The organism is Kitasatospora albolonga (assembly GCA_002082585.1).
Taxonomy (GTDB): Bacteria; Actinomycetota; Actinomycetes; order Streptomycetales; family Streptomycetaceae; genus Streptomyces; species Streptomyces stephensoniae.
In genome coordinates, this window is record CP020563.1 from 7,755,959 (window position 1) to 7,777,402 (window position 21,444).

A 21,444-nucleotide genomic window follows, 5' to 3' on the forward strand; every position below is an offset into this window, starting at 1 on the left:
GGAGTCGAGCAGATGACGCAGCGCATCCGACCGGGCACCGTCGCCGCCCTCGCCCTCCTGCTCGCCGCGGCCACCGGCTGCACCGCGCAGCAGCCGCCCCGGGAGCCCGCCCCGATCACACCGACGGGCACACCGACGGGCGCACCGCCCTCCGCCGCCCGGGGCGCGGGCGGCCAGGACGCCGACGTACCGCGCCCCTTCACCCTCGTCGCCTCCGGTGACGTCCTGCCGCACTCCTCCGTCATCGACCGGGCGGCGGCCGACGCGGGCGGCCGGGGCTACGACTTCACGCCGATGCTCAAGGGCGTCGCCCCGGTCGTCTCCGGCGCCGACCTCGCCCTCTGCCACATGGAGACGGTGTACGGGAAGGACGGCGGCCCCTACACCGGCTACCCGGCCTTCAAGTCACCGCCCGAGGTCGCCACCGCCCTCGCCGCCACCGGCTACGACTCCTGCTCCACCGCCTCCAACCACACCCTGGACGACGGCGCCGACGGGGTCGCCCGCACCCTCGGGGCCCTGGACGGGGCAGGCGTCCGGCACGCCGGATCGGCCCGCTCCGCCGCCGAGGCGGCGAAGCCCACGATCCTGTCCGCGGGTCCCGGCAAACGGGCGGCGAAGGTCGCCCATCTCGCGTACACCTACGGCACCAACGACATCCCGCTGCCCGCCGGGAAGCCGTGGACGGTCAACCTGATCGACGAGGGGAAGATCGTGGCGGAGGCCAGGGCCGCCCGGCGGGCGGGCGCCGATGTCGTCGTGCTCTCCGCGCACTGGGGCACCGAGTGGCAGGACGAACCGGACGCCCGCCAGCTGGAGCTGGCCGACCGCCTCACCGCCTCCCAAGACGCGGGCCGCCCCGACATCGACCTGATCATCGGCACCCACGCGCACGTCCCGCAGGCGTACGAGAAGGTCAACGGCACCTGGGTCGTCTACGGCATGGGCGACCAGATCGCGGGTGCGATGATCAACTACCAGGGCGTCCAGGACCCGCGCGGCAACCAGGGCACCCTGGGCCGCTTCACCTTCGCCCCGCCCGCACGGCCCGGCGAGCGGTGGACGGTCGCGAAGGCCGAGTTCGTTCCCCAGTGGTACGACACCGGCACCGGGCGGGCCGTCAACCTCAACGCCGCCATCAAGGCAGGGGCCGGCCACCACCGCGAGGTCCGCGACCGCATCCGGGACGTGACCCTCGGCCGGGGCGCGGGGAAGGACGGCCTGGTGATGGGGGAGTAGCCGGGAGGTGCCGAGGGGCTACGGCACCACCGTCACCGGCCAGCGCCCCGCCTTCACCAGCCGCACGGCCACCGAGCCGATGAACCGGTGCCCCGCCGACTCCGACGCCCCCACCACCACGGCGTCGGCGGTGAGTTCCTCGGCCGCCGTCACCAGCCCGTTGTACGGGTCGCCGCGGAACGTGTGGAACTCCCAGCGCACGTCCCAGGTGTCCTTCAGCCGCTCCGCCGACTCCCGGATCTCCTCGGCCAGCTCCTGGGCGACCTCCCCCGTCGTGTCACCGATGGGCACGCCCAGCGCCGCGCCCGAGGAGATCACGGGCTGGACGTAGACCAGGGCCAGCCGGGCGTTCTGCCGCCGGGCGAGCCCGGCGGCATAGGCGGCGGCGCGCATGGACGAGTCGGACCCGTCGAGCCCCGCGACGATCACCTTGGGCCCGTCCGTACCGCGTTCGAACTGATGGTGCTGCTGCTCTGTCACGGTTCCGAGGCTAGGGCCTCTCGTCCGGATCGAGCCGGGCACTGCATCGAATGGGTACAAAACGGTCGGCCTCCGGTGTCGGCGGCCAGCGAGGGCGCCCGGCCGTGCGAGCAGTTGGCCATGAGAAGTGATCACCTCCGGCCCGACCGCCGCACCTTGCTGAAGGTCGCCCTCGGCCTCGGGGCCGCCGCCACCGTGCATCTGATCGCCGCCGACCCCGCCTCGACCCCCACCCGCCCCGCACGCGCCGCGGGCACCCCACCCGCGGCGGCCCCGGGGCCGCCCTCCGGCCTACCGGGCCGCCCGCCCGCGTACCGCCTGCAACCCATGACGGCGGCCACCCCGCCCCGCTTCCGGCCCGCCGCACCCCCCGTGCGCACCCGGCCCTTCGAGGAGCTCCCCGACCTCGGCCGCTCGATGGTGCTCACCTTCGACGACGGCCCCCACCCGCGCTACACCCCCGACATCCTGGCCACCCTGCGCAAGCACCGGGTCCGCGCGATGTTCTTCGTCTGCGGCGAGATGGCCGAGGGCAACCGGGACCTGCTGCGCGAGATGGCGGACGACGGCCATGTGGTGGGCAACCACTCCTGGTCGCACCCGCTGATCCCGGGGCTTTCCCGCGCCGCGATCCGCGACGAGCTGGGACGTACCAGCGACATCGTGGACGCGACGCTCGGCACCCCGCCGCTCTGGTACCGGGCCCCGTACGGCGCGTGGAACCGCAACTCCTTCGAGATCGGCGCCGATCTCGGCATGGAGCCGCTGGCCTGGACGGTCGACACGCTCGACTGGACCACCCCGGGGACGAGCACCATCGTCCGCCGGGTGCTGGGCGGAGCGGCGCCCGGTGCCGTCGTCCTCTCGCACGACGCGGGCGGCAACCGGTCCCAGAGCGTCGCGGCCCTGCGCCGCTACCTCCCCCGGCTGCTCGACGACGGCTACCGCGTCACGGTGCCGCAGCGGGTCTGAGCGGCCGGTCCGCCGGGGCCGGACCCCGGAGGATACGGTGCCTCCCGTACGCGCCCGGGGTGCCGCCCCGGGCGCGTGGACGCATCACCGGTGACGCGCCACCTGCGGGGGGAACCATGGCAGAGCGGTACGGGGCCTACGCCCTGGCGGGCAATCCGGCGGCTCCGGCCGGGGTGCTGCTGAGGCTGCTGGCGCTGAACGACCGGGGGATCACCCATCGGCTCTCGTACCGCGCCGTGCTGCCCGACGAGGTCGCCGAGGCCATGCTCGCCCACCCCGACCGCTGGGTGCGGACCCTGCTGGCCCAGAGCTGGACCGCCGGTCCCGGACTGCGGGCCCGGCTCCTGGACGGACCGGCGTCCGACGCGCTCGCGGTCGCGATGGGACCCCACCCGTACCGCGTCCAGGTGCCGCCGCTGCCGGACCGGGCGTACGAACGGCTCCTGAACCACGAGCGGGGCATGGTCCGGTACGAGACGGTCAACGCCCCGTCCGCGCCGGACCACGTCCTCGTTCCGCTCGCCGGGCACGCGGACCCGTTGTTCCGGCTGGCCGCCTGCCGACGTGTGTGGCATCTGCTCAGCGGTGACGCGCGCTCGGCGCTGCTCACGGACCCCGACGGAGACGTGCGCACCGCGGCCTCGCTCCAGGTCATGGACGAGGACGAGGAGCGCACCGAGGAGCTCGTCCGGACACTGGCGGACGACTGGCGCCTGGGGGAGGTGGCGGAGCGGGGCAGACTCGGGCGGGCCCTCGCCGAACGCCTGGTGGCCGATGAGGTGCTGCTCGCCCGGCTCGCGCTCAACCCGGCCCTCCCCGCCGACCTGGCGGCCGGGCTCGCGGACCACGGGAACCCGGCCGTCCGGCTGGCCGTGTCGGCGCGTCCGGAGCTCTCGGAGGACGAGCGGGCCGCGATCGACTGGCGGGTCGGGCCCGAGGACCGGCTGGACCCCCTGCGGTGGGTGGGGGAGGCGCGGCACGACCCGGAGACCCTCCGGCGGTGCGCGAGATCCGCGCACACCTGGCTGCGGCGCAGCGCCGCGGTCTGCCCCGGGCTGCCGCAGGACTGCGTCGAACTCCTGGCCGGGGACGCGGACTTCGCCGTACGGCTGCTGCTCGCCGAATGCCATCCCGGGGCCCCGGCGGAGCTGCTGCTCGACCTGTACCTCCACGGCGGACACCGGGCCGTGGGGATGCTGACCGCCCGGCCGGGGTTCCCGGCGGCCGGTCTCGCCCGGCGATGCGCCGACGCGCCGGACTCCAGGGCCCGCGCCCTGTCCCTGCGCGACCCGGCAGCCACGGCGGAGCTCGTCGAACGGCTGAGCCGGGACCCGGACGAGGGGGTGCGGCGGGCGGCCGCTCGCGACCCGCGGCTTCCGCTGCCCAGGCTGCTGGAACTGCTGGCGGACCCCGGTACGGCACCGGCCGCGGCCGTCAACCCCGCGCTGCCGCCCGGGGAGATGGCCGCGCTCCTGGACCGGGAGGGCGTTCCCGGCTGAAACCGGTGCGGTGCGGCGCGGTGTGGTGCTGGAGGTGCCGGGAACGGCGTCGGGGGTACCGGGAGCGGCGTCGGGGGTACCGGGAGCGGCGTCGGGTGCGGCGCCGCGTCAGCGGGTCTCGACTAGCCGGGCGAAGACCACCACGTTCCCGTCGTAGCCGCCCGCCTTCGAGTACGCCCCGCCGCAGGTGATCACCCGCAGCTCCGCGTGGCCCGTGTCGCCGTAGACCCGGGCGCCGGGAAAGTCGTTCTTGGAGAAGACCTCGACCCCGTAGACCTCGAAGACCCCGACCCGGCCGTCGTAGCGTTCCACCTCGACGCGGTGGCCCTTCTGGAGCGAGCCGAGCCCGTAGAAGACGGCGGGCCCCGACATATTGTCGACATGGCCGACGACCACGGCGGTGCCGCGCTGGCCGGGCGCGATGCCGTTCTGGTACCAGCCGGCCAGGTTGGGGTCCTCGGCGGGCGGGGCGTCGATCCAGCCGTTCGCGTCCAGGTTCACGTCGATGACGGGGGCGTCCACGTTGATGGACGAGATCTTCACCCGGGATGCGGGGGCGTACGGCAGCGGCCGCACCTGCTCGCCCTCCACCTCCGGCCCTGGGGCGTCGCCGCTCAGGTCCAGCGAGGCGGCGGCCGCCGGCTGCGGCGGGCCCTCCTCCCCGAACTCCGCCCCGTTGCGCATGAGGGCGAGGCCCGTGAGCATGACCAGGGCGACGGCCCCCCACGGCACGCGTCTGGTCCGCTCGGCGCCAGCGTAGTCCCGGCCCATGGTGCTCCCTTCGTCGCGACGTTTGGAACGTTAGGGGCGGCGGCGCCGGGCGGCGATCAGAGAGCGGCGAACGGGTGGCGGGCGGAATCCGGCCCACCGGGGTGACTGCCCTTCGGAGTAATGAGCAGATAAAAATTCTGATGCCCTGTGACCTGCGACTCCGTCAGATTCAGGGGTTTCCGTACGGCGTGTCGCGTCACCGGGGTGGAGCAGTGCCGAAGTGCGACCCGACGGTCGACTGGTGAGTGTTCGTCATGGGAGGCGTTCACGTCGATCCATTCCCGGAGGACAGGACTCCGGGGCGTTTCCCGCTGGAGGTCCACACGATGCGTGCTTCACGCGCTCTCGCGGTCACCGTGACCGCTTTCGCAGCTGTCGGGCTCGCCGCCCCCATGGCCGCCGCCACCAACGGCCCGGTCAACGTCGCCGTCAACCCTCAGTCGGTCCACCAGGGCGGCACGCTGAAGGTCACCGCACAGGGCTGCGGCCACGGCGGCAAGGTCTGGTCGAACGCGTTCCCGACGACCAGCCTGTCGGCGGGTGACGGCACCAACTACGCCCACGCCCGCGTCCGGAACAACACCACGCCGGGTCACTACCACCTCTCCGTGAAGTGCAGTGACAACGACCGCATCGCGACGCACAAGTTCACCGTGCTCGCGGGCAACGGCGCGCAGGGCGGCCTCGGCGGCTCGATGGGGCCGAACTCCACCGAGATGCAGGTCGGCGGCGGACTGGTGGCCGCGGCGGCCGTCGGTGGCGCGGTCTTCCTCGTCCGGCGTCGGCGGACGAGCCATGCGGCCTTCTAGGACGTCGGACCTCCCGCCCGGCCCGATACGCCCGTCGCCCCGAGTCCTGGACCAGGACCCGGGGCGACTGTCGTGTGCACCGTACCTCGTGCCGTCGGTGCCGTCAGTGCCGGCGGTCGGCACTGCGGCGGCGGGCGAAGTAGAGGGTGCCGGCGGCGGCCGTGAGCACGAGGGCCGCGCCCGCCGCGAGCTGCGCGGTGTCCGGGGTGCCGGAGCTGCCGCCGAGTCCGCCGCGTACGCCGCTCGGTGCGATCGGCGCGATGGCCGTGGAGCTCACGGTCGGGGCCGTGGTCGGCGCGGTCGTGGGCGTCGGGGTGGCGGTGGCCCCGGCGGTGATCGTCAGGTTGACGTTCCGGGTGGTGCCGGTGGAGCCGCAGGAGAACGTCACCGCGTAGACCGCGCCCCGCCGGGCGTCCGTGTCGACGGTGGCGGTGGCCGTGGTGCTGCCGCTCGGGATGACGGTCGTGTCGAAGATGCCCGAGGTGACGGTCGTCTCCCCGGTGCACCCGCCGCCCCCGAGGGTGACCCGGCCGCCCGGCGCGACGACCGAGGGGCTGATCGTCGGGTTGAACGTGTTGATGGCCCCGTCCGGCGTGGCGTGGGCGGCGGACGGAGCCAGCAGGGTCAGGGCGGTGGCGCCCAGTAGGGCGAAGGGTGCGACACGTATCGCGCGCATGGTGGTTCCTCCGGTTCCCCGAGGGGCAGCTGCGGAATGAATTTCCACATAGCAGGAAAAATGCACCTCGATGCCCGACACGCTAGGAGCGGGTCCTGCCTACCGCTATCGGGGTCCGGCGAACGGGTCATTCTCTCCCCCGACCGGCGCACCGCGGGTTCGCCGACGGGGGCGCCCGCGAGTTCACCGGCGGGTCACCGGCCGGGGGAGCGGAGATCAGCGGACGGCGTCCGGGAACAGATCGAGGAACGGGGCGGCGGTGGCCGTGACGCCCCGGCCGAACGGTGAGTCGAAGGACCAGATCAGGAAGAGCAGGAACGCGATCAGCGCGCTGAAGAGCCCCGCCAGCAGCAGTTCCCGGAAGGTTCTGCGGATCTGGAGGGTGAAGATCAGCCCGACCGTCACCAGCGCCCCGATGATCAGCCCGAACCACACCACCCCGGGCATCGTCTCGCCCGCGTTCTCCCCCCGTGAGCTGCGGGCGTCGTCCGCCGCCGCCACCTGGTCCACCAGCGGCTGGTACGCCTGCCCCTCGTGCTCGGTCCGCGGCTCGTAGTCGGTGACGCCCGCCCGCACCCGGGCCAGCAGTTCCGTGCCGCGTTCGGTGAGGGTGCCCTGTTCGGCCATCACCCGCCACTCCTCGTCGACGACATGGGCGACGTACGCGTCCACGTCCGCGCGGATGCGGTCGCGGACCTCCACCGGGTAGACCGAGGAGCGCTCCCGCACCTCGTGCAGCGCCTGCGCCTCCAGCCGTACGGACTCCTGGGCGGCGCTGCGGCCCTCCCAGACCCCGGCGATGGCCAGACCCAGCACGATCGCGTAGACCACGCCGATCATCATCGTCATGTACTCGATGACGTCGGGTGTCTGGGACGGGTCGTCGTCATCGGCGATCCGCCGGTTGTTGAGGACTGCGATGGTGAGCACGACCGCGCAGGCCGAGGCCATGGCAATGCTCAGGACGAGCCATTCGGACATGGACATCTCCTCGTCAGCGGGACGATCGGGGCCGCAGTACGGCGACGGCGAACACCGCCGGGGCGGTGATCAGCAGGGTCGTGGACACCAGCGAGGGCCCGCTCCGCGGCTCCCTGCCGGTGGTTTTGCGGTACGTCGGAAGCGCCACGGCCCGGGGCTCCGGCGGCTCCGGACGCACCGAGGGGACCGGCGACGGCTTCGGCGACGGCTTGGGCGAAGGCTTCGGTGCCGGTGCCGGTTTCGGCGCGGGCACGGGTGCGACCTCCGGCGCGGGAGGCGGCGGAGGTGGCGGCGGTTCCGGAGCCGGAGCCGGGGGTGGTGGCGGAGGCGGCGGTGGAGGGGGAGGCGGTGGTGGCGGCTCCGGTGATGGAGGTGGGGGCGGCGGAGGAGGGGGTGGAGGCGGCGGTGGCGGTGGGGGCGGTGGTGGCTCCGGGGACGGAGATGGAGGCGGCGGTTCCGGTGTGGTGACCGCCCCGCAGCCCCCGCTCCCCGCCACGGCGACCGAGGTACTGCCGTCGCCCTCCCCGATGGTGGCCACCGCGCAGCTGTCGGCGTTCGCGGGCAGCGGTACGGCTATCAGCCAGACGAGTGCGGCGGCTGTCGAGAGCCGCCCGATGCGGGTTCCGTACACGACGGGGAGCATGATCCACGTTCTCGGGCGACACGCCTGTACTCGGCGTTGATTCGCCTGATGGTGGGACAATGCGTCGTTCGGGTTTGCGCCCGGTTGACTTCCCCAACTGCCCCTTGCCGCCCCCGTGATGCGCCACCCGCCGCATTCATCCCGGCATTCTTCTCGGTTCCGCGTTGAACGCGACCCCCGTGACGCCCCGTACCTAGGGCCATGAACGGCGCGGGCTCGCGCCGCATCGGAGCGGATACGACGACGTACTACGGGAGTCGACATGAACACCTGGCGCAACGCCTCGCTCGCGGTCACCGCCGCGGCCCTTTTGACGCTGACGACGGCGTGCGGTCAGGAGCAGGGCCCGGCCTCTCCCAACGGCCAGTCGGTGGGCAACGCGGCCCCGGCGCAGCAGCCGGCGGAGGGCGGATACGGCTCGGGCGGCGGTTACGGCTCCGGCAAGGACGCCGCCGCCCCGAAGGCGGCGGGCCAACTCGGCGTACAGGAGAGCAAGAAGCTCGGAAAGGTGCTCACCGACAGCGAGGGGTTCACGCTCTACCGCTTCGACAAGGACACCGCGAACCCGCCGAAGTCGAACTGCGACGGCGACTGCGCCAATATCTGGCCGGTGGTGGCCGCGGGCGATGCCACCGCGGCCGCCGGGACCGACGCCTCGCTGCTCGGCGAGGTCACCCGGACCGACGGCTCCAGGCAGCTCACCGTCGACGGCTGGCCGATGTACCGGTACGCGAAGGACACCGCGCCGGGGCAGACCAACGGCCAGGGCGTCGGCGGCACCTGGTTCGCCGCTGCCCCCGACGGGAAGAAGGCAGCGGCGGCCGATACCGGCGGCGCGGACACCGGCGGCCCCGACACCGGCGGTGCGGACGCCGCCGAACCGGCCGACGCGGCGGGACTTTCCGTGCGCAAGGACCCGGAACTCGGTGACATCGTGGTGGACAAGCGGGGGATGACGGTTTACCGGTTCACCAAGGACACCGCATGGCCGATGAAGACAGCCTGCACCGGCGACTGCCTCAAGAAGTGGCCGGTGGTCGCCCCCGTCTCCAAGAACTCGGTGGAAGGCGTGACCAAGAAGGGATTTGTCACTTTCGACCGCCCCGACGGCATCAAGCAGCAGACCATCGACTGCTGGCCCATCTATACCTTCGCCGGGGACGAGAAGCCGGGTGATGTCAACGGCCAGGGAGTCGGCGGCACGTGGTTCGCGGTCTCACCCGATTCCAAGCTCGTCGGTGGAGCGAAGTAACCGCCCAGTAGCCCCCAAGTGGCCCCGAACCACCGGGAATCGGCGGCCGACGTGCCGGTCCGTCGCTGCCTGTTCACACGCAGCGACGGACCGGCCGTTCCGGCCACCTGAGTGTGACCAATAACGGATCGCTAATTTCCGTTTCCGCTCGCTCTCCTGGCGGTCGATCAGTAGCCTCTGGTCAACACTGACCATGAACATGGCCGGATCGCCGTGGCGACTTGTTGGAGACATCGATGGAGCGTCCCGCCTGGGCACCGCAAGGCATAGATATTTCGGTGCCGAGCGTGTCCCGCATGTACGACTTCTATCTGGGCGGATCGCACAATTTCGAGGTGGACCGGGAAGCCGCGCGGAAGGCCATGGAGTTCCTTCCGGGCCTTCCCAAGATCATGCAGGCCAATCGGGCCTTTATGCGCCGGGCCGTGCGGTACGCCGTCGAGCAGGGGATCGACCAGTTCCTGGACATCGGCTCCGGCATCCCGACCTTCGGCAACGTCCACGAAGTGGCCCAGGCCGCCGACCCGCTGGCCAAGGTGGCGTACGTCGACCACGACCCGGTCGCCGTCGCGCACAGCCAGGCCGTGCTGGAGGGCGACGACCGCGCGGTCATCGCCGCCGCCGACCTGCGCCGGCCCAAGGAGATCCTGGCCCACCCCGAGGTCACCGGACTGCTCGACCTGGACCGGCCGGTGGCCCTGCTGCTGGTCGCGGTGCTCCACTTCATCGAGGACGCCGACGACCCGCGCGCGGCGGTCGCCGAACTGCGCGAGGCACTGGCCCCCGGCAGCCTCCTGGTGCTGACCCACGCCTCGTACGAGGGCATCCCGCTCTCCCGCGAGGAGGCGGACGGCACGGTCGGCGTCTACCGGAACATCCGCAACCCGCTCGTCATGCGCACCCGCGAGGAGATCGGCGCGTTCTTCGACGGGTACGAGATGGTCGAGCCGGGCCTCGTGTCGATGCCCGACTGGCGGCCCGACACCCCCCTCGCGCCCGGGCAGGAAGACCCGTACGCCTTCTCGGGGTTCGCAGGGGTCGGGCGTAAGGCGTGAGTATCCCCGCCCAGGCGTCCGGCGAGCAGGACGCGGAACCGGACGGTCCGGAAGGCCGGCTCCGGAGATTCGCCACGATCTGGAGCCGGGCCATCTTCCCCCTGACGGCCACCTCCCTGACCCGCCCGGAGTTCGAGCGGCACCTGCTGCCCCTGGCCCGCGAGCTGAACGGCATCCTGCACGCCCACCCGTTCGACGCCTCGCCCGCCGCCCGGATCGGCTCGGCGCTCGTCGACGCGCACTGCACCGACCCGGACGCCCTCAGCTCCACGCTCGGCGTCGTCGACTCCTACCTCGTCCTGTACTGCGGCGGCAACGGCCCCGGCGAACTGTCCACCGAGGACGCCCGCGCCCGCTGCGCCCGCATCCAGCACACCCTGGCCTCCGGCTTCTCCCAGGCGCTGCGCGAGCGCACCCTCGCCGAGCAGGAGGCCATCGCCCGCTCGGCGCTCGCCGCCCGCTCCCACGCGGAGGAGGCCCTGCACGCCACGGAGGCCCGCTTCCGGGCGGTCTTCAAGGACGCCGCCGTCGGCATCGGCATCGCCGACCTGGACGGCAACATCCTGGAGATCAACGACACCCTCACCAGGATGTTCGGCGGCCTGGAGCACCACGTCCGCAGCCACAAGGTGAACGAGTGGGTCCACCCCGAGGACTCGCCGCAGGTGTGGAAGTACTACAACGAGCTGGTACGGGGGGAGCGCGACCACTACCGGGTCGAGAAGGCGTACTACCGGAACGACGGCACGGTCCTGTGGACCAACCTCACCGTCTCCCTGCTGCGCGACCCCGAGGGCCGCCCCCAGTACCAGCTGGCGCTCATGGAGGACACCACCGAGCGCCGCCTGCTCAACCTGCGGCTGCGCTACGAGGCCACCCACGACGCGCTCACCGGACTGCCCAACCGCACCCTGTTCTTCGAGCGGCTGGAGAAGGTGCTCGCCGCGAAGGACGGCAGCCGTTTCGGGCTCTGCTACCTCGACCTCGACGGCTTCAAGGCCATCAACGACAGCCTCGGCCACGCGGCGGGCGACCGGCTCCTGGTGGAGGTGGCCGACCGGCTCCAGAGCTGTGCGACCGCGCCCTGCGAGATGGTCGCCCGGCTCGGCGGGGACGAGTTCGTCGCCCTGACCACTGGCCAGGACTCCGCCGACGCGGTGGACGAGCTGGCCGGCCGCATCCTCAACGTGCTCTCCACGCCGATCCGGCTGGACGGCCGCGAGCTCACCGTGCGCGGCTCGATCGGCGTCGTCGAGGGCCCCTCGGGGGAGCGCGGTGCGGCGGAGGTGCTGCGCAGCGCCGACATCACGATGTACCGGGCCAAGGCGGCGGGCGGCAACCGCTTCGAACTCGCCGACGCGGAGGCCGACGCCCGCGCCATCACCCGCCACGGGCTGACCACCGCGCTGCCCGCCGCGCTGGACCGGGGCGAGTTCTTCATCGAGTACCAGCCGCTCGTGCATATGGGCGACGGCACCGTCCACGGCGCCGAGGCGCTCGTACGGTGGTGCCATCCGCAGCACGGGGTGCTCGGCCCCGACCGGTTCATCCCGCTCGCCGAGCACACCGGGCTGATCGTGCCGCTCGGGCGCTGGGTGCTGGAGGAGTCCGTCCGGCAGGCGAACTTCTGGAAGGAGCGGCACAGCGACGGCGGTCCGCTGCGGATCAACGTCAACCTCTCGCCGACCCAGCTGCACCACCCCCGGCTGGTGGCCGAGACGGTCGACGTGCTGGAACGTTCCGGTCTGGAGCCGGGGGCGCTCTGCCTGGAGGTGACCGAGTCCGCGCTGATCGGCGCCGACGACGATCTCCTCAAGCCGCTGCGGCAGCTGGCGGAGATGGGCGTCGACATCGCGCTCGACGACTTCGGCACGGGCTACTCGAACCTGGCGAACCTGCGGCGGCTGCCGGTGAGCGTCCTCAAGCTGGACCGCTCCTTCACCCGGGGCATGCAGCAGCACCCGGCCGACCCGGTCGACCTGAAGATCGTCGAGGGGATCGTGTCGCTGGCCCACAGCCTGGAGCTGGCCGTCACGGTGGAGGGCGTGGAGACCGGCGCCCAGGCCGAGCAGCTGCGCCGCCTGGGCTGTGACACCGCCCAGGGCTGGTACTACGCCCGCCCCGGTGCCCCGGACCGCATCCACGCGCTGCTGCTGGCCGACGCGGTGTGAGACGTACGGGGCCGGTCCCGACTCCCGGTCCGCCGCCGACCGGTGCGGGCCCCGGCCGCGCGTCGGTCCGGGGCCCGGGCCGACAGGCCACGCCCCCCGGTCACCCGTCCTGCGGCCCGTGCTCCAGCAGCATCCGCTGGAGCTCCCGGGCCGCCCGGGGCGGGGCCACGTCGCTGCGGTGCGCCAGGGCGATGGTGCGCCGCAGCCCCGGCCGGGCCAGCGGGGTGCACCGCAGGTCGGGGCCCGCCCGGTGCGCCGCCATGCTCGGCACCACCGCGATCCCGAGCCCCGCCCGTACGAAACCGAGCACGGCGTCCATCTCGCCGCCCTCCACCGTGAACGTGGGCTCGAACCCCTCCGCCCGGCAGGCGGCGAGCGTCAGCTCCCGCAGGTTGTAGCCGTGCCGGAACATCACCAGCGGCGCCCCTTCGAGATCCGCGATCCGCACCCGGCCACCCCGCCCCGGCGCGGGCTCCGCGGCGGACGACACCACCACCAGGTCCTCGCGCAGCAGCTCCACCGTGGTCAGCGCGGGTGAGGCGGCGGGCAGCGGGAGCACCACCAGGGCGAGGTCGAGCGCCCCGCGCGCCAGCTGCCGTACGAGATCGTGCGAGCCGCCCTCCTCCAGCAGCAGCCGCACCCCCGGATGCCGGTCGTGGAAGGCGCGCAGCACATCGGGCAGCAGCCCCGTACAGAGGCTCGGCGTCGCCCCGAGCCGCACCCGGCCGCTGCGCAGCTGCACCAGCTCCTGCACCTCCTGGCGCGCGGTCTCCGCGTCCGCGAGGATGCGCCGGGCCAGCGGCAGCAGCGCCTCGCCCGCGTCGGTGAGGGCGATATTGCCCCGGGCCCGGCTGAACAGCTCGGCGCCCAGCTCCGTCTCCAGTGCCCGGATCTGCTGGGAGAGCGAGGGCTGCGAGACGTGCACGGCCTCGGCGGCCCGGGTGAAGTGCAGGGTCTCGGCCACGGCCACGAAATAGGTGAGCTGCTGGAAGTGCATACCCCGACGCTACTCCCATCAATAGGCACAGGCTATGAAGATCAGCCACTCCATGTCTTGGACTGATCGGCCCCGGACCCCTACCGTCGGGTTCATGGCATTGGCAACGCGGACGGACCGACGGCCGTCGATGACGCGTACGCTCTGGGACTCGACCGTCGGCAAGAAAACGATCATGGCCGTGTCCGGTCTGATCATGCTCGGGTACCTCGTCGCCCACATGGTCGGAAATCTGAAGATCTTCTTCGGACCCGGTGAGTTCGACGGCTACGCCCACTGGCTGCGCACCATGGGCGAACCGATCCTGCACTACGAGTGGGCGCTGTGGATCGTCCGCGTGGGGCTGGTCGCCGCCGTGGTGCTGCACGGCGTCTGCGCGTACCAGCTGAGCAGGCGCGACATCAGGGCGCGCCCGGCGAAGTACGTCCACAAGAGGCCGCGCGCCAGCTACGCGACCCGGACCATGCGCTGGGGCGGGATCATCCTCGCCCTCTTCATCGTCTGGCACATCCTCGACCTGACGACCGGCACCGTCCACACCAGCTTCGAGGCCGGACACCCGTACCAGAACGTCATCGACACCTTCTCCACCTGGTACGGCAACGTCATCTACATCGTCGCCGTGCTCGCCATGGGCCTCCATGTCCAGCACGGATTCTGGAGCGCCGCCCAGACGCTCGGCGTCGGCAACGCGACCCGCGACCGCATCCTGAAGACCCTCGCCAACGTCCTCGCGGCGGTGCTGACCCTGGGCTTCATCTCCGTACCCGTCGCCGTCATGACCGGAGTGGTGAGCTGACATGCCCGACTACTACACGCAGTACGCCACGGGCGAGCCCGTCGTCGACACCAAGGCCCCCGAGGGCCCCGTCGCCGAGCGCTGGGACACCCGCCGCTTCCAAGCCAAGCTCGTGAACCCCGCGAACCGGCGCAAACATACGGTCATCGTCGTCGGCACCGGACTGGCCGGCGGATCGGCCGGCGCCACCCTCGCCGAACAGGGTTACCACGTCGTCCAGTTCTGCTTCCAGGACTCGCCCCGGCGCGCCCACTCGGTCGCCGCCCAGGGCGGGATCAACGCGGCGAAGAACTACCGCAACGACGGCGACTCCATCCACCGCCTCTTCTACGACACCGTCAAGGGCGGCGACTTCCGCGCCCGCGAGTCCAACGTCCACCGGCTCGCCCAGATCTCGGTCGAGATCATCGACCAGTGCGTCGCCCAGGGCGTCCCCTTCGCCCGCGAGTACGGCGGCCTCCTCGACAACCGCTCCTTCGGAGGCGTCCAGGTCTCCCGTACGTTCTACGCGCGCGGCCAGACCGGGCAGCAGCTCCTCCTCGGCGCCTACCAGGCGCTCTCCCGGCAGATCGCCACGGGCGGTGTCGAACTCCACGCCCGTACCGAGATGCTGGACCTCATCGTGGTCGACGGCAAGGCGCGCGGGATCGTCGCCCGCGACCTCGTCACCGGGAAGATCGACACCTACTTCGCCGACGCGGTCGTCCTGGCCACCGGCGGTTACGGCAACGTCTTCTACCTGTCGACCAACGCCATGAACTCCAACGCCACCGCCATCTGGCGGGCCCACCGGCGCGGCGCCTACATGGCCAACCCCTGCTTCACCCAGATCCACCCCACCTGCATCCCGCGCACCGGAGACCACCAGTCCAAGCTCACCCTGATGAGCGAGTCGCTGCGCAACGACGGCCGGATCTGGGTCCCCAAGGCCAAGGGCGACGACCGCCCGGCCGACCAGATCCCCGAGGACGAGCGCGACTACTACCTGGAGCGCATCTACCCGGCCTTCGGCAACCTGGTGCCCCGCGACATCGCCTCCCGCGCCGCCAAGAACGTCTGCGACGAGGGACGCGGTGTCGGCCCCGGCGGACAGGGCGTCTACCTGGACTTCGCGGAGGCCATCCAGCGGATGGGCCGCAAGGCCGTCGAGGCGAAGTACGGCAACCTCTTCGACATGTACCAGCGGATCACGGATGAGGACCCCTACACGGTCCCGATGCGGATCTACCCCGCCGTGCACTACACGATGGGCGGCCTCTGGGTCGACTACGACCTCCAGACCACCATCCCCGGCCTCTTCGCCATCGGCGAGGCGAACTTCTCCGACCACGGGGCCAACCGGCTCGGCGCCTCCGCGCTGATGCAGGGCCTCGCCGACGGCTACTTCGTCCTGCCCTCCACGATCAACGACTACCTCGCCCGCAACCCGCACACCGAGAAGGTCGACGCCGAACACCCGGCCGTGGCCGAGGTGGTGGCGGAGACCGAGGACCGGATCAACCTGCTGCTCTCCGTCGACGGCGACCGCACCCCCGACTCCTTCCACCGCGAGATCGGTGAACTCATGTGGGAGTACTGCGGAATGGCCCGCACCGAGGACGGACTGCGCAAGGCCCTCGCCCGCATCCCCGAGATCCGCGAGGAGTTCTGGCGCCGCATCAAGGTCCCCGGTACCGGCGAACAGTTCAACCAGTCGCTGGAGAAGGCGAATCGCATCGTCGACTACCTGGAGCTCGCCGAGCTGATGTGCCTCGACGCCCTGCACCGCGCCGAGTCCTGCGGCGGCCACTTCCGCGAGGAGTCCCAGACCCCGGACGGCGAGGCCGAGCGGCGCGACGAGGAGTTCTCGTACGCCGCCGCCTGGGAGTTCACCGTCACCGGCGGCGCCCCCGTCCTGCACAAGGAAGACCTCGTCTTCGAGTACGTCCACCCCACTCAGCGGAGCTACGCATGAAGCTCACCCTGCGCGTCTGGCGCCAGCAGAATGCCGAGACGCCCGGCGCCATGGCCACCTACGAAGTCGACGGAATCTCCGAGGACATGTCGTTCCTGGAGATGCTCGACACCCTCAACGAGGAGCTCATCCTCGCCGGGGACGAGCCCGTCGCCTTCGACCACGACTGCCGCGAGGGCATCTGCGGCGCGTGCAGCCTCGTCATCAACGGCGACGCCCACGGCCCGGAGCGCACCACCACCTGCCAGCTCCACATGCGGTCCTTCGCCGACGGCGACACGATCGACATCGAACCGTGGCGGGCCTCCGCCTTCCCGGTCGTCAAGGACCTGGTCGTGGACCGCTCGTCCTTCGACCGGATCATCCAGTCCGGCGGCTACATCTCCGCCCCCACCGGCACCGCCCCGGACGCCCACGCCACCCCGGTGCCCAAGCCGGACGCCGAACTCGCCTTCGAGAACGCCGAATGCATCGGCTGCGGCGCCTGCGTCGCGGCCTGCCCCAACGGTTCGGCGATGCTGTTCACGGCCGCCAAGGTCAACCACCTCAACGTCCTGCCGCAGGGCGCCCCGGAGCGCGAGACACGGGTGCTGGACATGGTGGCCCAGATGGACGAGGAGGGGTTCGGCGGCTGCACCCTGACCGGCGAGTGCGCCACCGCCTGCCCGAAGGGCATCCCGCTGCCGTCGATCGCGGCGATGAACAAGGAGTGGCTGCGGGCGACGCGCAAAGTCCGCCGCTGACAAGGGGGTCGGTCCCGTACGGCTCCGATCACGTCCGGAGCCGTACGGGACCGGCGGTGTCAACTGCCCAGCGCCCGCGCCAGATACGGGGCCGTACGGCTGCCCGCCGCCCGCGCCACCTCCTGGGGCGTCCCGGCGGCCACGATCCGCCCGCCCCGGTCGCCGCCTCCGGGCCCCAGGTCGATGACATGGTCGGCGCCCGCCACCACGGTCATGTCGTGCTCCACGACCACCACCGTGCTCCCCGCGTCGACGAGCCCGTGCAACTGCCGCATCAGCACCTCCACATCGGCCGGATGCAGACCGGTCGTCGGCTCGTCCAGCAGATACAGGGTGTGCCCGCGCCGGGTGCGCTGGAGCTCGGCGGCGAGCTTGATGCGCTGCGCCTCGCCGCCGGACAGCTCGGTGGCGGGCTGCCCGAGCCGCAGATAGCCGAGCCCGACGTCCAGGAGGGTGGTCAGGGCGCGTTCGGCGGCCGGGGTCCCGGCAAAGAAGGATGCGGCCGACTCCACGGTCAGGTCCAGGACCTGAGCGATCGTCAGCCCGTTCAGGGTGACGTCCAGGGTCTCCGGGCTGTAGCGCGCGCCGTGGCAGTCCGGGCAAGGCGCGTACGTGCTCGGCAGGAAGAGCAGCTCCACCGAGACGAACCCCTCGCCCTGGCAGGTCTCGCACCGCCCGCCGCGCACGTTGAACGAGAACCGCCCCGCCGTGTACCCCCGCTCCCGCGCCGTCTCTGTCCGCGCGAACAGCTTCCGTACGGTGTCGAACAGCCCGGTGTACGTGGCCAGGTTGGACCGGGGCGTCCGCCCGATCGGCTTCTGGTCGACCTGGACCAGCCGGTCAACGGCCGCCACCCCGGTCACGGAGGCGCAGTACTGCTCCGCCGCCCCGGCCTCCTCACCGGCCTGCCGGTCCGCGAGCACCCCGGCGAGCACCTGGCCGACGAGGGTCGACTTCCCGGACCCCGACACCCCGGTCACCGCCGTGAACACCCCGAGCGGGAAGGCCGCGTCGACCCCGCGCACATTGTGCCGCTCCACCCCGGAGAGCCGAATCCACCCGGAAGGGGCGCGGGTTTCCCGTACCGGCGAAGGACCCTCCGCGAACAGGAACCGCCGCGTCGCCGACTCCGGCACATTCGCCAGCCCCTCGGGCGGCCCGCTGTGCAGCACCCGCCCGCCGTGCTCCCCGGCCAGCGGCCCCACGTCCACCAGCCAGTCCGCCCGCCGCACCACATCCATCTGGTGCTCCACCACGAACACCGAGTTCCCGGCCTCCTTCAGCCGGCCGAGCACCCCGAGCAGCGACTCCGTATCGGCGGGGTGCAGCCCGGCCGACGGTTCGTCCAGGACGTAGACCACCCCGAAGAGCCCCGAACGCAGCTGGGTCGCCAGCCGCAGCCGCTGCAACTCGCCCGAGGAGAGCGTCGGGGCCGTACGGTCCAGGCTCAGATAGCCGAGCCCCAGCTCCGTCACCGTCCCGATCCGGGCCAGCAGATCACCGGTCAGCACCCGGGCCGTCTCCTCACCGCCCGCCCCCGCGCTCGAGAGCACCTCGGCCAGGGCGGAGAGCGGCAGGGCGGCCAGCTCGGCGATGGTCCGCCCGGCGAAGGTCACCGCCATCGCCTCCGGCCGCAGCCTGCTCCCGCCGCACACCGGGCACGGCACACTCGTCAGGAAGCGCTCGGCCTTCGCCCGGAGCGTGCGGCTCCTGGTGTCGGCGAAGGTGTGCAGCACATAGCGCCGGGCGCTCATGTACGTTCCCTGGTACGGGCGTTGGATGCGGCCCGCGTCCCGTACCGGATGCACCGTCACCACCGGCTGCTCGTCGGTGAAGAGAATCCACTCGCGGTCCTTCGCCTCCAGCTCGCGCCACGGCCGGTCGACGTCGTACCCGAGCGCGTCCAGCACATCCCGCAGATTCTTCCCCTGCCAGGCCCCCGGCCACGCGGCGATCGCCCCCTCCCGGATCGACAGCGAGGGGTCGGGGACGAGCAGCTCCTCGTCCGTCCGGTGGATACGCCCGAGACCGTGGCACTCGGGACAGGCCCCGGCCGCCGTGTTGGGGGAGAACGCGTCGGAGTCCAGCCGCTCGGCGCCCGCCGGGTACTCCCCGGCCCGGGAGTACAGCATCCGCAGCGAGTTGGAGAGCGTGGTCACCGTCCCCACGGACGACCGGGCCCCGGGCGCGGAGCGCCGCTGCTCCAGCGAGACGGCGGGCGGCAGCCCGGTGACCTCCCCGACGGAGGGGGCGCCCACCTGGTGGATGAGCCGGCGCGCGTAGGGGGCGACCGACTCGAAGTAGCGGCGCTGGGCCTCGGCGTAGATCGTGCCGAACGCCAGCGAGGACTTGCCGGACCCGGAGACCCCGGTGAAGACCGTGAGCGTGTCGCGCGGGATGTCGACGTTCACGTCCTGGAGGTTGTGCTCGCGCGCGCCGCGCACCCGGACATACGGATCGTGGGGGGAGGGCATGAGGCTCGGCTCCGTACGTGAGGGGACAAACAGTTCGATTCTAGGCGCGGGCGGTTGCGCGGGCCGGTCGGCCACCTGGGCGCAGGGCGAACCAGGCCGGTACGGCGAGGGCCGCCGTACCCGCCGCCACCAGGAGCGCACCGGACAGGGACCGGTCCGCCAGGGGCCCGGCGACGGCGGCCCCCACGGCGAACCCGGTGATCTTCAGGCTGGCGCCCGTCGTGAAGACCTGGGTGCGCAGCCCCTCCGGCGCCTCCCGGTGGCGTACCGCGAACAGGGCGGTGAGCTGGGGCCCCTCCGCGAGCCCCACGGCGGCCACCGCCACGACGAGCGTCATCACCGGCCCTCCCGTGGCGGCCAGACCGAGGGCGGCGGCCTGGAGGAGCGGGGCGGCCCACAGGACCGTGTCGGGGGCGACCGCATGCGGGTACCGGGCGAGAACGGCGTTGGCCAGGAGCGCGGAGAGCGCCGCGCAGGAGAGCAGCGCCGCCCCGAAACCGGCCCCGCCCACGGCACGTTCGCCCAGCAGCGGGAGGCAGGCGACCATCATGCCCTGGGCCGCGCAGGAGAGCACCGAGGTGAACGTCGCCCGGGCCAGGGACCGGCTCCCGGCGATGGCCCGGACGCCCGAGGCGACGACGCCGGTCAGCGGTGCGGCCCATGACCTCGCGGTCCGCCCGGAAACCGGCGCCGGAACCGGCCCGGCGGCCTGAGGCAGACGCCAGGCGACGGGCGCGGCCGCCGCGATGAGCACCGCCGAGACCACCACGGCCGTCGGCGCCCCCAGCGCCTCCGCCACCCCGCCCGCGAGGGCCGGACCGGCGAGGCCCGCCACACCGAAGGTCATCGCGTCGAGCGCGTTCGCCCGGGGCAGTCGGCCGGCCGGGACGGTCCGGGGCAGTTGGGCCGTCCAGCCGCCCGAGAGCGCGGGCCCCAGCAGCCCGGTCACCACCGCGACCAGAAGGGTGACGGCGACCGGGACCCGGCCCAGCCCGCCGAGGACGGCTGCCAGCCCCGTCGCGTACAGGACGAGCGCCCCGGCCAGCAGCCGCCCCGGCCGGGCCGAACGGTCGAGCAGCACCCCGAGCACCGGCCCGCCGATCGCGGCGGAGACGGTGACGGCCGCGAGCAGCGAGGACGCCCCCGTGGCCGAGCCGGTGAGGGCGAGCACGGCCAGCAGGAGCGCGGGCCCCGCCATGTCGTCCCCGGTACGGGCCACGAGTGCGCCCACCAGGTAGGAGCGGGAGGAGGTGTGACGGTCTGCCATGGGCGGGACGGTACGGAGGTAACGTAAAACTCCACAATATGCGTTACATTCGGCGGATGCCCTCCACCGCCGACGACTGGTCCACCCGGCACTCCGTGCTGACCAACGCCCGACGCGCCGCCGCCCTGGTGAACGCCCTCACCGGCGAACACCCGGACCCCGGCGAGGTCGCCGAGGTCCTGTACGCGTACGGGGAGAGCGGCACCATCGACCTCACCCCGCGGGACCTCGCGGAGATGCGCACGGCCGCCGCCCGGCTGCGCGAGGTCTTCGCCGCCACCGACGCCGACGGCGCGGCCACCGCCCTCAACCGCCTCCTGCGGGAGCACACCGGCCCGCTCCGGCTGACCTCCCACGGCGGCGACAGCCCCTGGCACCCCCACATCGACCACGACGACGAAGCGCCCTGGGGCGCCTGGCTGCTGGCCTCGTCCTGCCTGGCGCTGACCGTGCTCGTCTGGGACCGTCAGCGTCCGCCCGGGCGGATCTGCGCCTCGCCCAGCTGCCCCGACGTCTTCATCAACCAGGGCAGCGGCCCGGACCGCCGTTACTGCTCACGCCGGTGCGCGACCCGCGAACGCGTCGCGGCCCACCGGCGCCAGCAGACGGAAGCGGCCCCGCGCTAGGGTCTTTCGTTTGGTTCATGCCGGACCCCGCGAGCC

Annotated in this window: 18 protein-coding genes and 1 pseudogene; 12 read left to right on the plus strand and 7 right to left on the minus strand. The window is 72.6% G+C overall.

The features are described from left to right. The first annotated feature begins 12 nt into the window (after nt 1-12). The gene (locus tag B7C62_33645; GenBank protein ARF76677.1) at nt 13-1,239 is read left to right on the plus strand and encodes a hypothetical protein; all 1,227 of its coding nucleotides are present in this window, start codon (nt 13-15) and stop codon (nt 1,237-1,239) included. Between the two features lie 18 nt (nt 1,240-1,257). Here B7C62_33645 and B7C62_33650 read toward each other — a convergent pair whose 3' ends face one another. After that, on the minus strand, nt 1,258-1,719 hold the full coding sequence (locus B7C62_33650; protein ARF76678.1) for a universal stress protein UspA: 462 nt from the start codon (nt 1,717-1,719) through the stop codon (nt 1,258-1,260). A gap of 120 nt (nt 1,720-1,839) precedes the next feature. Between B7C62_33650 and B7C62_33655 the strand changes: the two genes are divergently transcribed. Beyond that, nucleotides 1,840-2,691, plus strand: a complete 852-nt coding sequence (locus tag B7C62_33655) for an oligosaccharide deacetylase (protein ID ARF76679.1) — start codon at nt 1,840-1,842, stop codon at nt 2,689-2,691. A gap of 116 nt (nt 2,692-2,807) precedes the next feature. Then, nucleotides 2,808-4,190 carry a hypothetical protein gene (locus B7C62_33660; protein ARF76680.1) on the plus strand — a complete coding sequence of 461 codons (1,383 nt, stop codon included), beginning with the start codon at nt 2,808-2,810 and terminating at the stop codon, nt 4,188-4,190. Nucleotides 4,191-4,298: 108 nt separating this feature from the next. Here the strand turns inward: B7C62_33660 and B7C62_33665 are convergent, their stop codons facing one another. Beyond that, on the minus strand, nt 4,299-4,961 hold the full coding sequence (locus B7C62_33665; GenBank protein ID ARF76681.1) for a class F sortase: 663 nt from the start codon (nt 4,959-4,961) through the stop codon (nt 4,299-4,301). A 326-nt stretch (nt 4,962-5,287) separates the two neighbouring features. Here B7C62_33665 and B7C62_33670 point away from each other — a divergent pair, with 326 nt between their 5' ends. Then, nucleotides 5,288-5,770 (plus strand): hypothetical protein, encoded by a 483-nt coding sequence (locus B7C62_33670; GenBank protein ARF76682.1) that lies wholly within the window; start codon nt 5,288-5,290, stop codon nt 5,768-5,770. Nucleotides 5,771-5,873: 103 nt separating this feature from the next. Here B7C62_33670 and B7C62_33675 read toward each other — a convergent pair whose 3' ends face one another. Both B7C62_33675 and B7C62_33680 read right to left on the minus strand, forming a co-directional pair. Next, nucleotides 5,874-6,446, minus strand: a complete 573-nt coding sequence (locus B7C62_33675) for a hypothetical protein (GenBank protein ARF76683.1) — start codon at nt 6,444-6,446, stop codon at nt 5,874-5,876. 216 nt (nt 6,447-6,662) lie between these two features. Continuing rightward, nucleotides 6,663-7,427, minus strand: coding sequence for a hypothetical protein (locus B7C62_33680; GenBank protein ARF76684.1), 765 nt, complete (start codon nt 7,425-7,427; stop codon nt 6,663-6,665). 125 nt (nt 7,428-7,552) lie between these two features. On the opposite strand from B7C62_33680, the pseudogene B7C62_33685 reads away from it, so the two are divergent. The 4 genes and pseudogenes from B7C62_33685 (at nt 7,553) to B7C62_33700 (ending at nt 12,548) form a co-directional block, all read left to right on the plus strand. After that, a pseudogene (locus B7C62_33685) lies at nt 7,553-7,888 on the plus strand (PE family protein). 444 nt (nt 7,889-8,332) lie between these two features. Further along, the gene (locus tag B7C62_33690) at nt 8,333-9,322 is read left to right on the plus strand and encodes a hypothetical protein (GenBank protein ARF76685.1); all 990 of its coding nucleotides are present in this window, start codon (nt 8,333-8,335) and stop codon (nt 9,320-9,322) included. 236 nt (nt 9,323-9,558) lie between these two features. After that, entirely contained in the window at nt 9,559-10,377 is an 819-nt protein-coding gene (locus B7C62_33695; GenBank protein ARF76686.1) for a hypothetical protein, read from the plus strand. After that, entirely contained in the window at nt 10,374-12,548 is a 2,175-nt protein-coding gene (locus B7C62_33700; GenBank protein ARF76687.1) for a GGDEF domain-containing protein, read from the plus strand. Before B7C62_33695 ends, B7C62_33700 begins: the two co-directional genes overlap by 4 nt. Nucleotides 12,549-12,648: 100 nt before the next feature. Here the strand turns inward: B7C62_33700 and B7C62_33705 are convergent, their stop codons facing one another. Further along, nucleotides 12,649-13,545, minus strand: coding sequence for a LysR family transcriptional regulator (locus B7C62_33705; protein ARF76688.1), 897 nt, complete (start codon nt 13,543-13,545; stop codon nt 12,649-12,651). Nucleotides 13,546-13,639: 94 nt separating this feature from the next. Between B7C62_33705 and B7C62_33710 the strand changes: the two genes are divergently transcribed. The 3 genes from B7C62_33710 to B7C62_33720 are packed head-to-tail and all read left to right on the plus strand — an operon-like array spanning nt 13,640 to nt 17,041. After that, nucleotides 13,640-14,344, plus strand: a complete 705-nt coding sequence (locus B7C62_33710; protein ARF76689.1) for a succinate dehydrogenase — start codon at nt 13,640-13,642, stop codon at nt 14,342-14,344. 1 nt (nt 14,345) lies between these two features. Further along, the gene (gene sdhA, locus B7C62_33715) at nt 14,346-16,298 is read left to right on the plus strand and encodes a succinate dehydrogenase flavoprotein subunit (GenBank protein ARF76690.1); all 1,953 of its coding nucleotides are present in this window, start codon (nt 14,346-14,348) and stop codon (nt 16,296-16,298) included. Then, nucleotides 16,295-17,041 carry a succinate dehydrogenase gene (locus B7C62_33720; protein ARF76691.1) on the plus strand — a complete coding sequence of 249 codons (747 nt, stop codon included), beginning with the start codon at nt 16,295-16,297 and terminating at the stop codon, nt 17,039-17,041. The genes sdhA and B7C62_33720 overlap by 4 nt, the downstream gene beginning before the upstream one ends. 59 nt (nt 17,042-17,100) lie before the next feature. Here B7C62_33720 and B7C62_33725 read toward each other — a convergent pair whose 3' ends face one another. After that, nucleotides 17,101-19,515: an excinuclease ABC subunit A gene (locus B7C62_33725; GenBank protein ID ARF76692.1), complete on the minus strand. Its 2,415-nt coding sequence runs from the start codon at nt 19,513-19,515 to the stop codon at nt 17,101-17,103. Between the two features lie 40 nt (nt 19,516-19,555). Next, nucleotides 19,556-20,782 (minus strand): hypothetical protein, encoded by a 1,227-nt coding sequence (locus B7C62_33730; GenBank protein ID ARF76693.1) that lies wholly within the window; start codon nt 20,780-20,782, stop codon nt 19,556-19,558. A 38-nt stretch (nt 20,783-20,820) separates the two neighbouring features. Here B7C62_33730 and B7C62_33735 point away from each other — a divergent pair, with 38 nt between their 5' ends. Next, nucleotides 20,821-21,408: a hypothetical protein gene (locus B7C62_33735; GenBank protein ID ARF76694.1), complete on the plus strand. Its 588-nt coding sequence runs from the start codon at nt 20,821-20,823 to the stop codon at nt 21,406-21,408. Nucleotides 21,409-21,444: the final 36 nt, after the last annotated feature.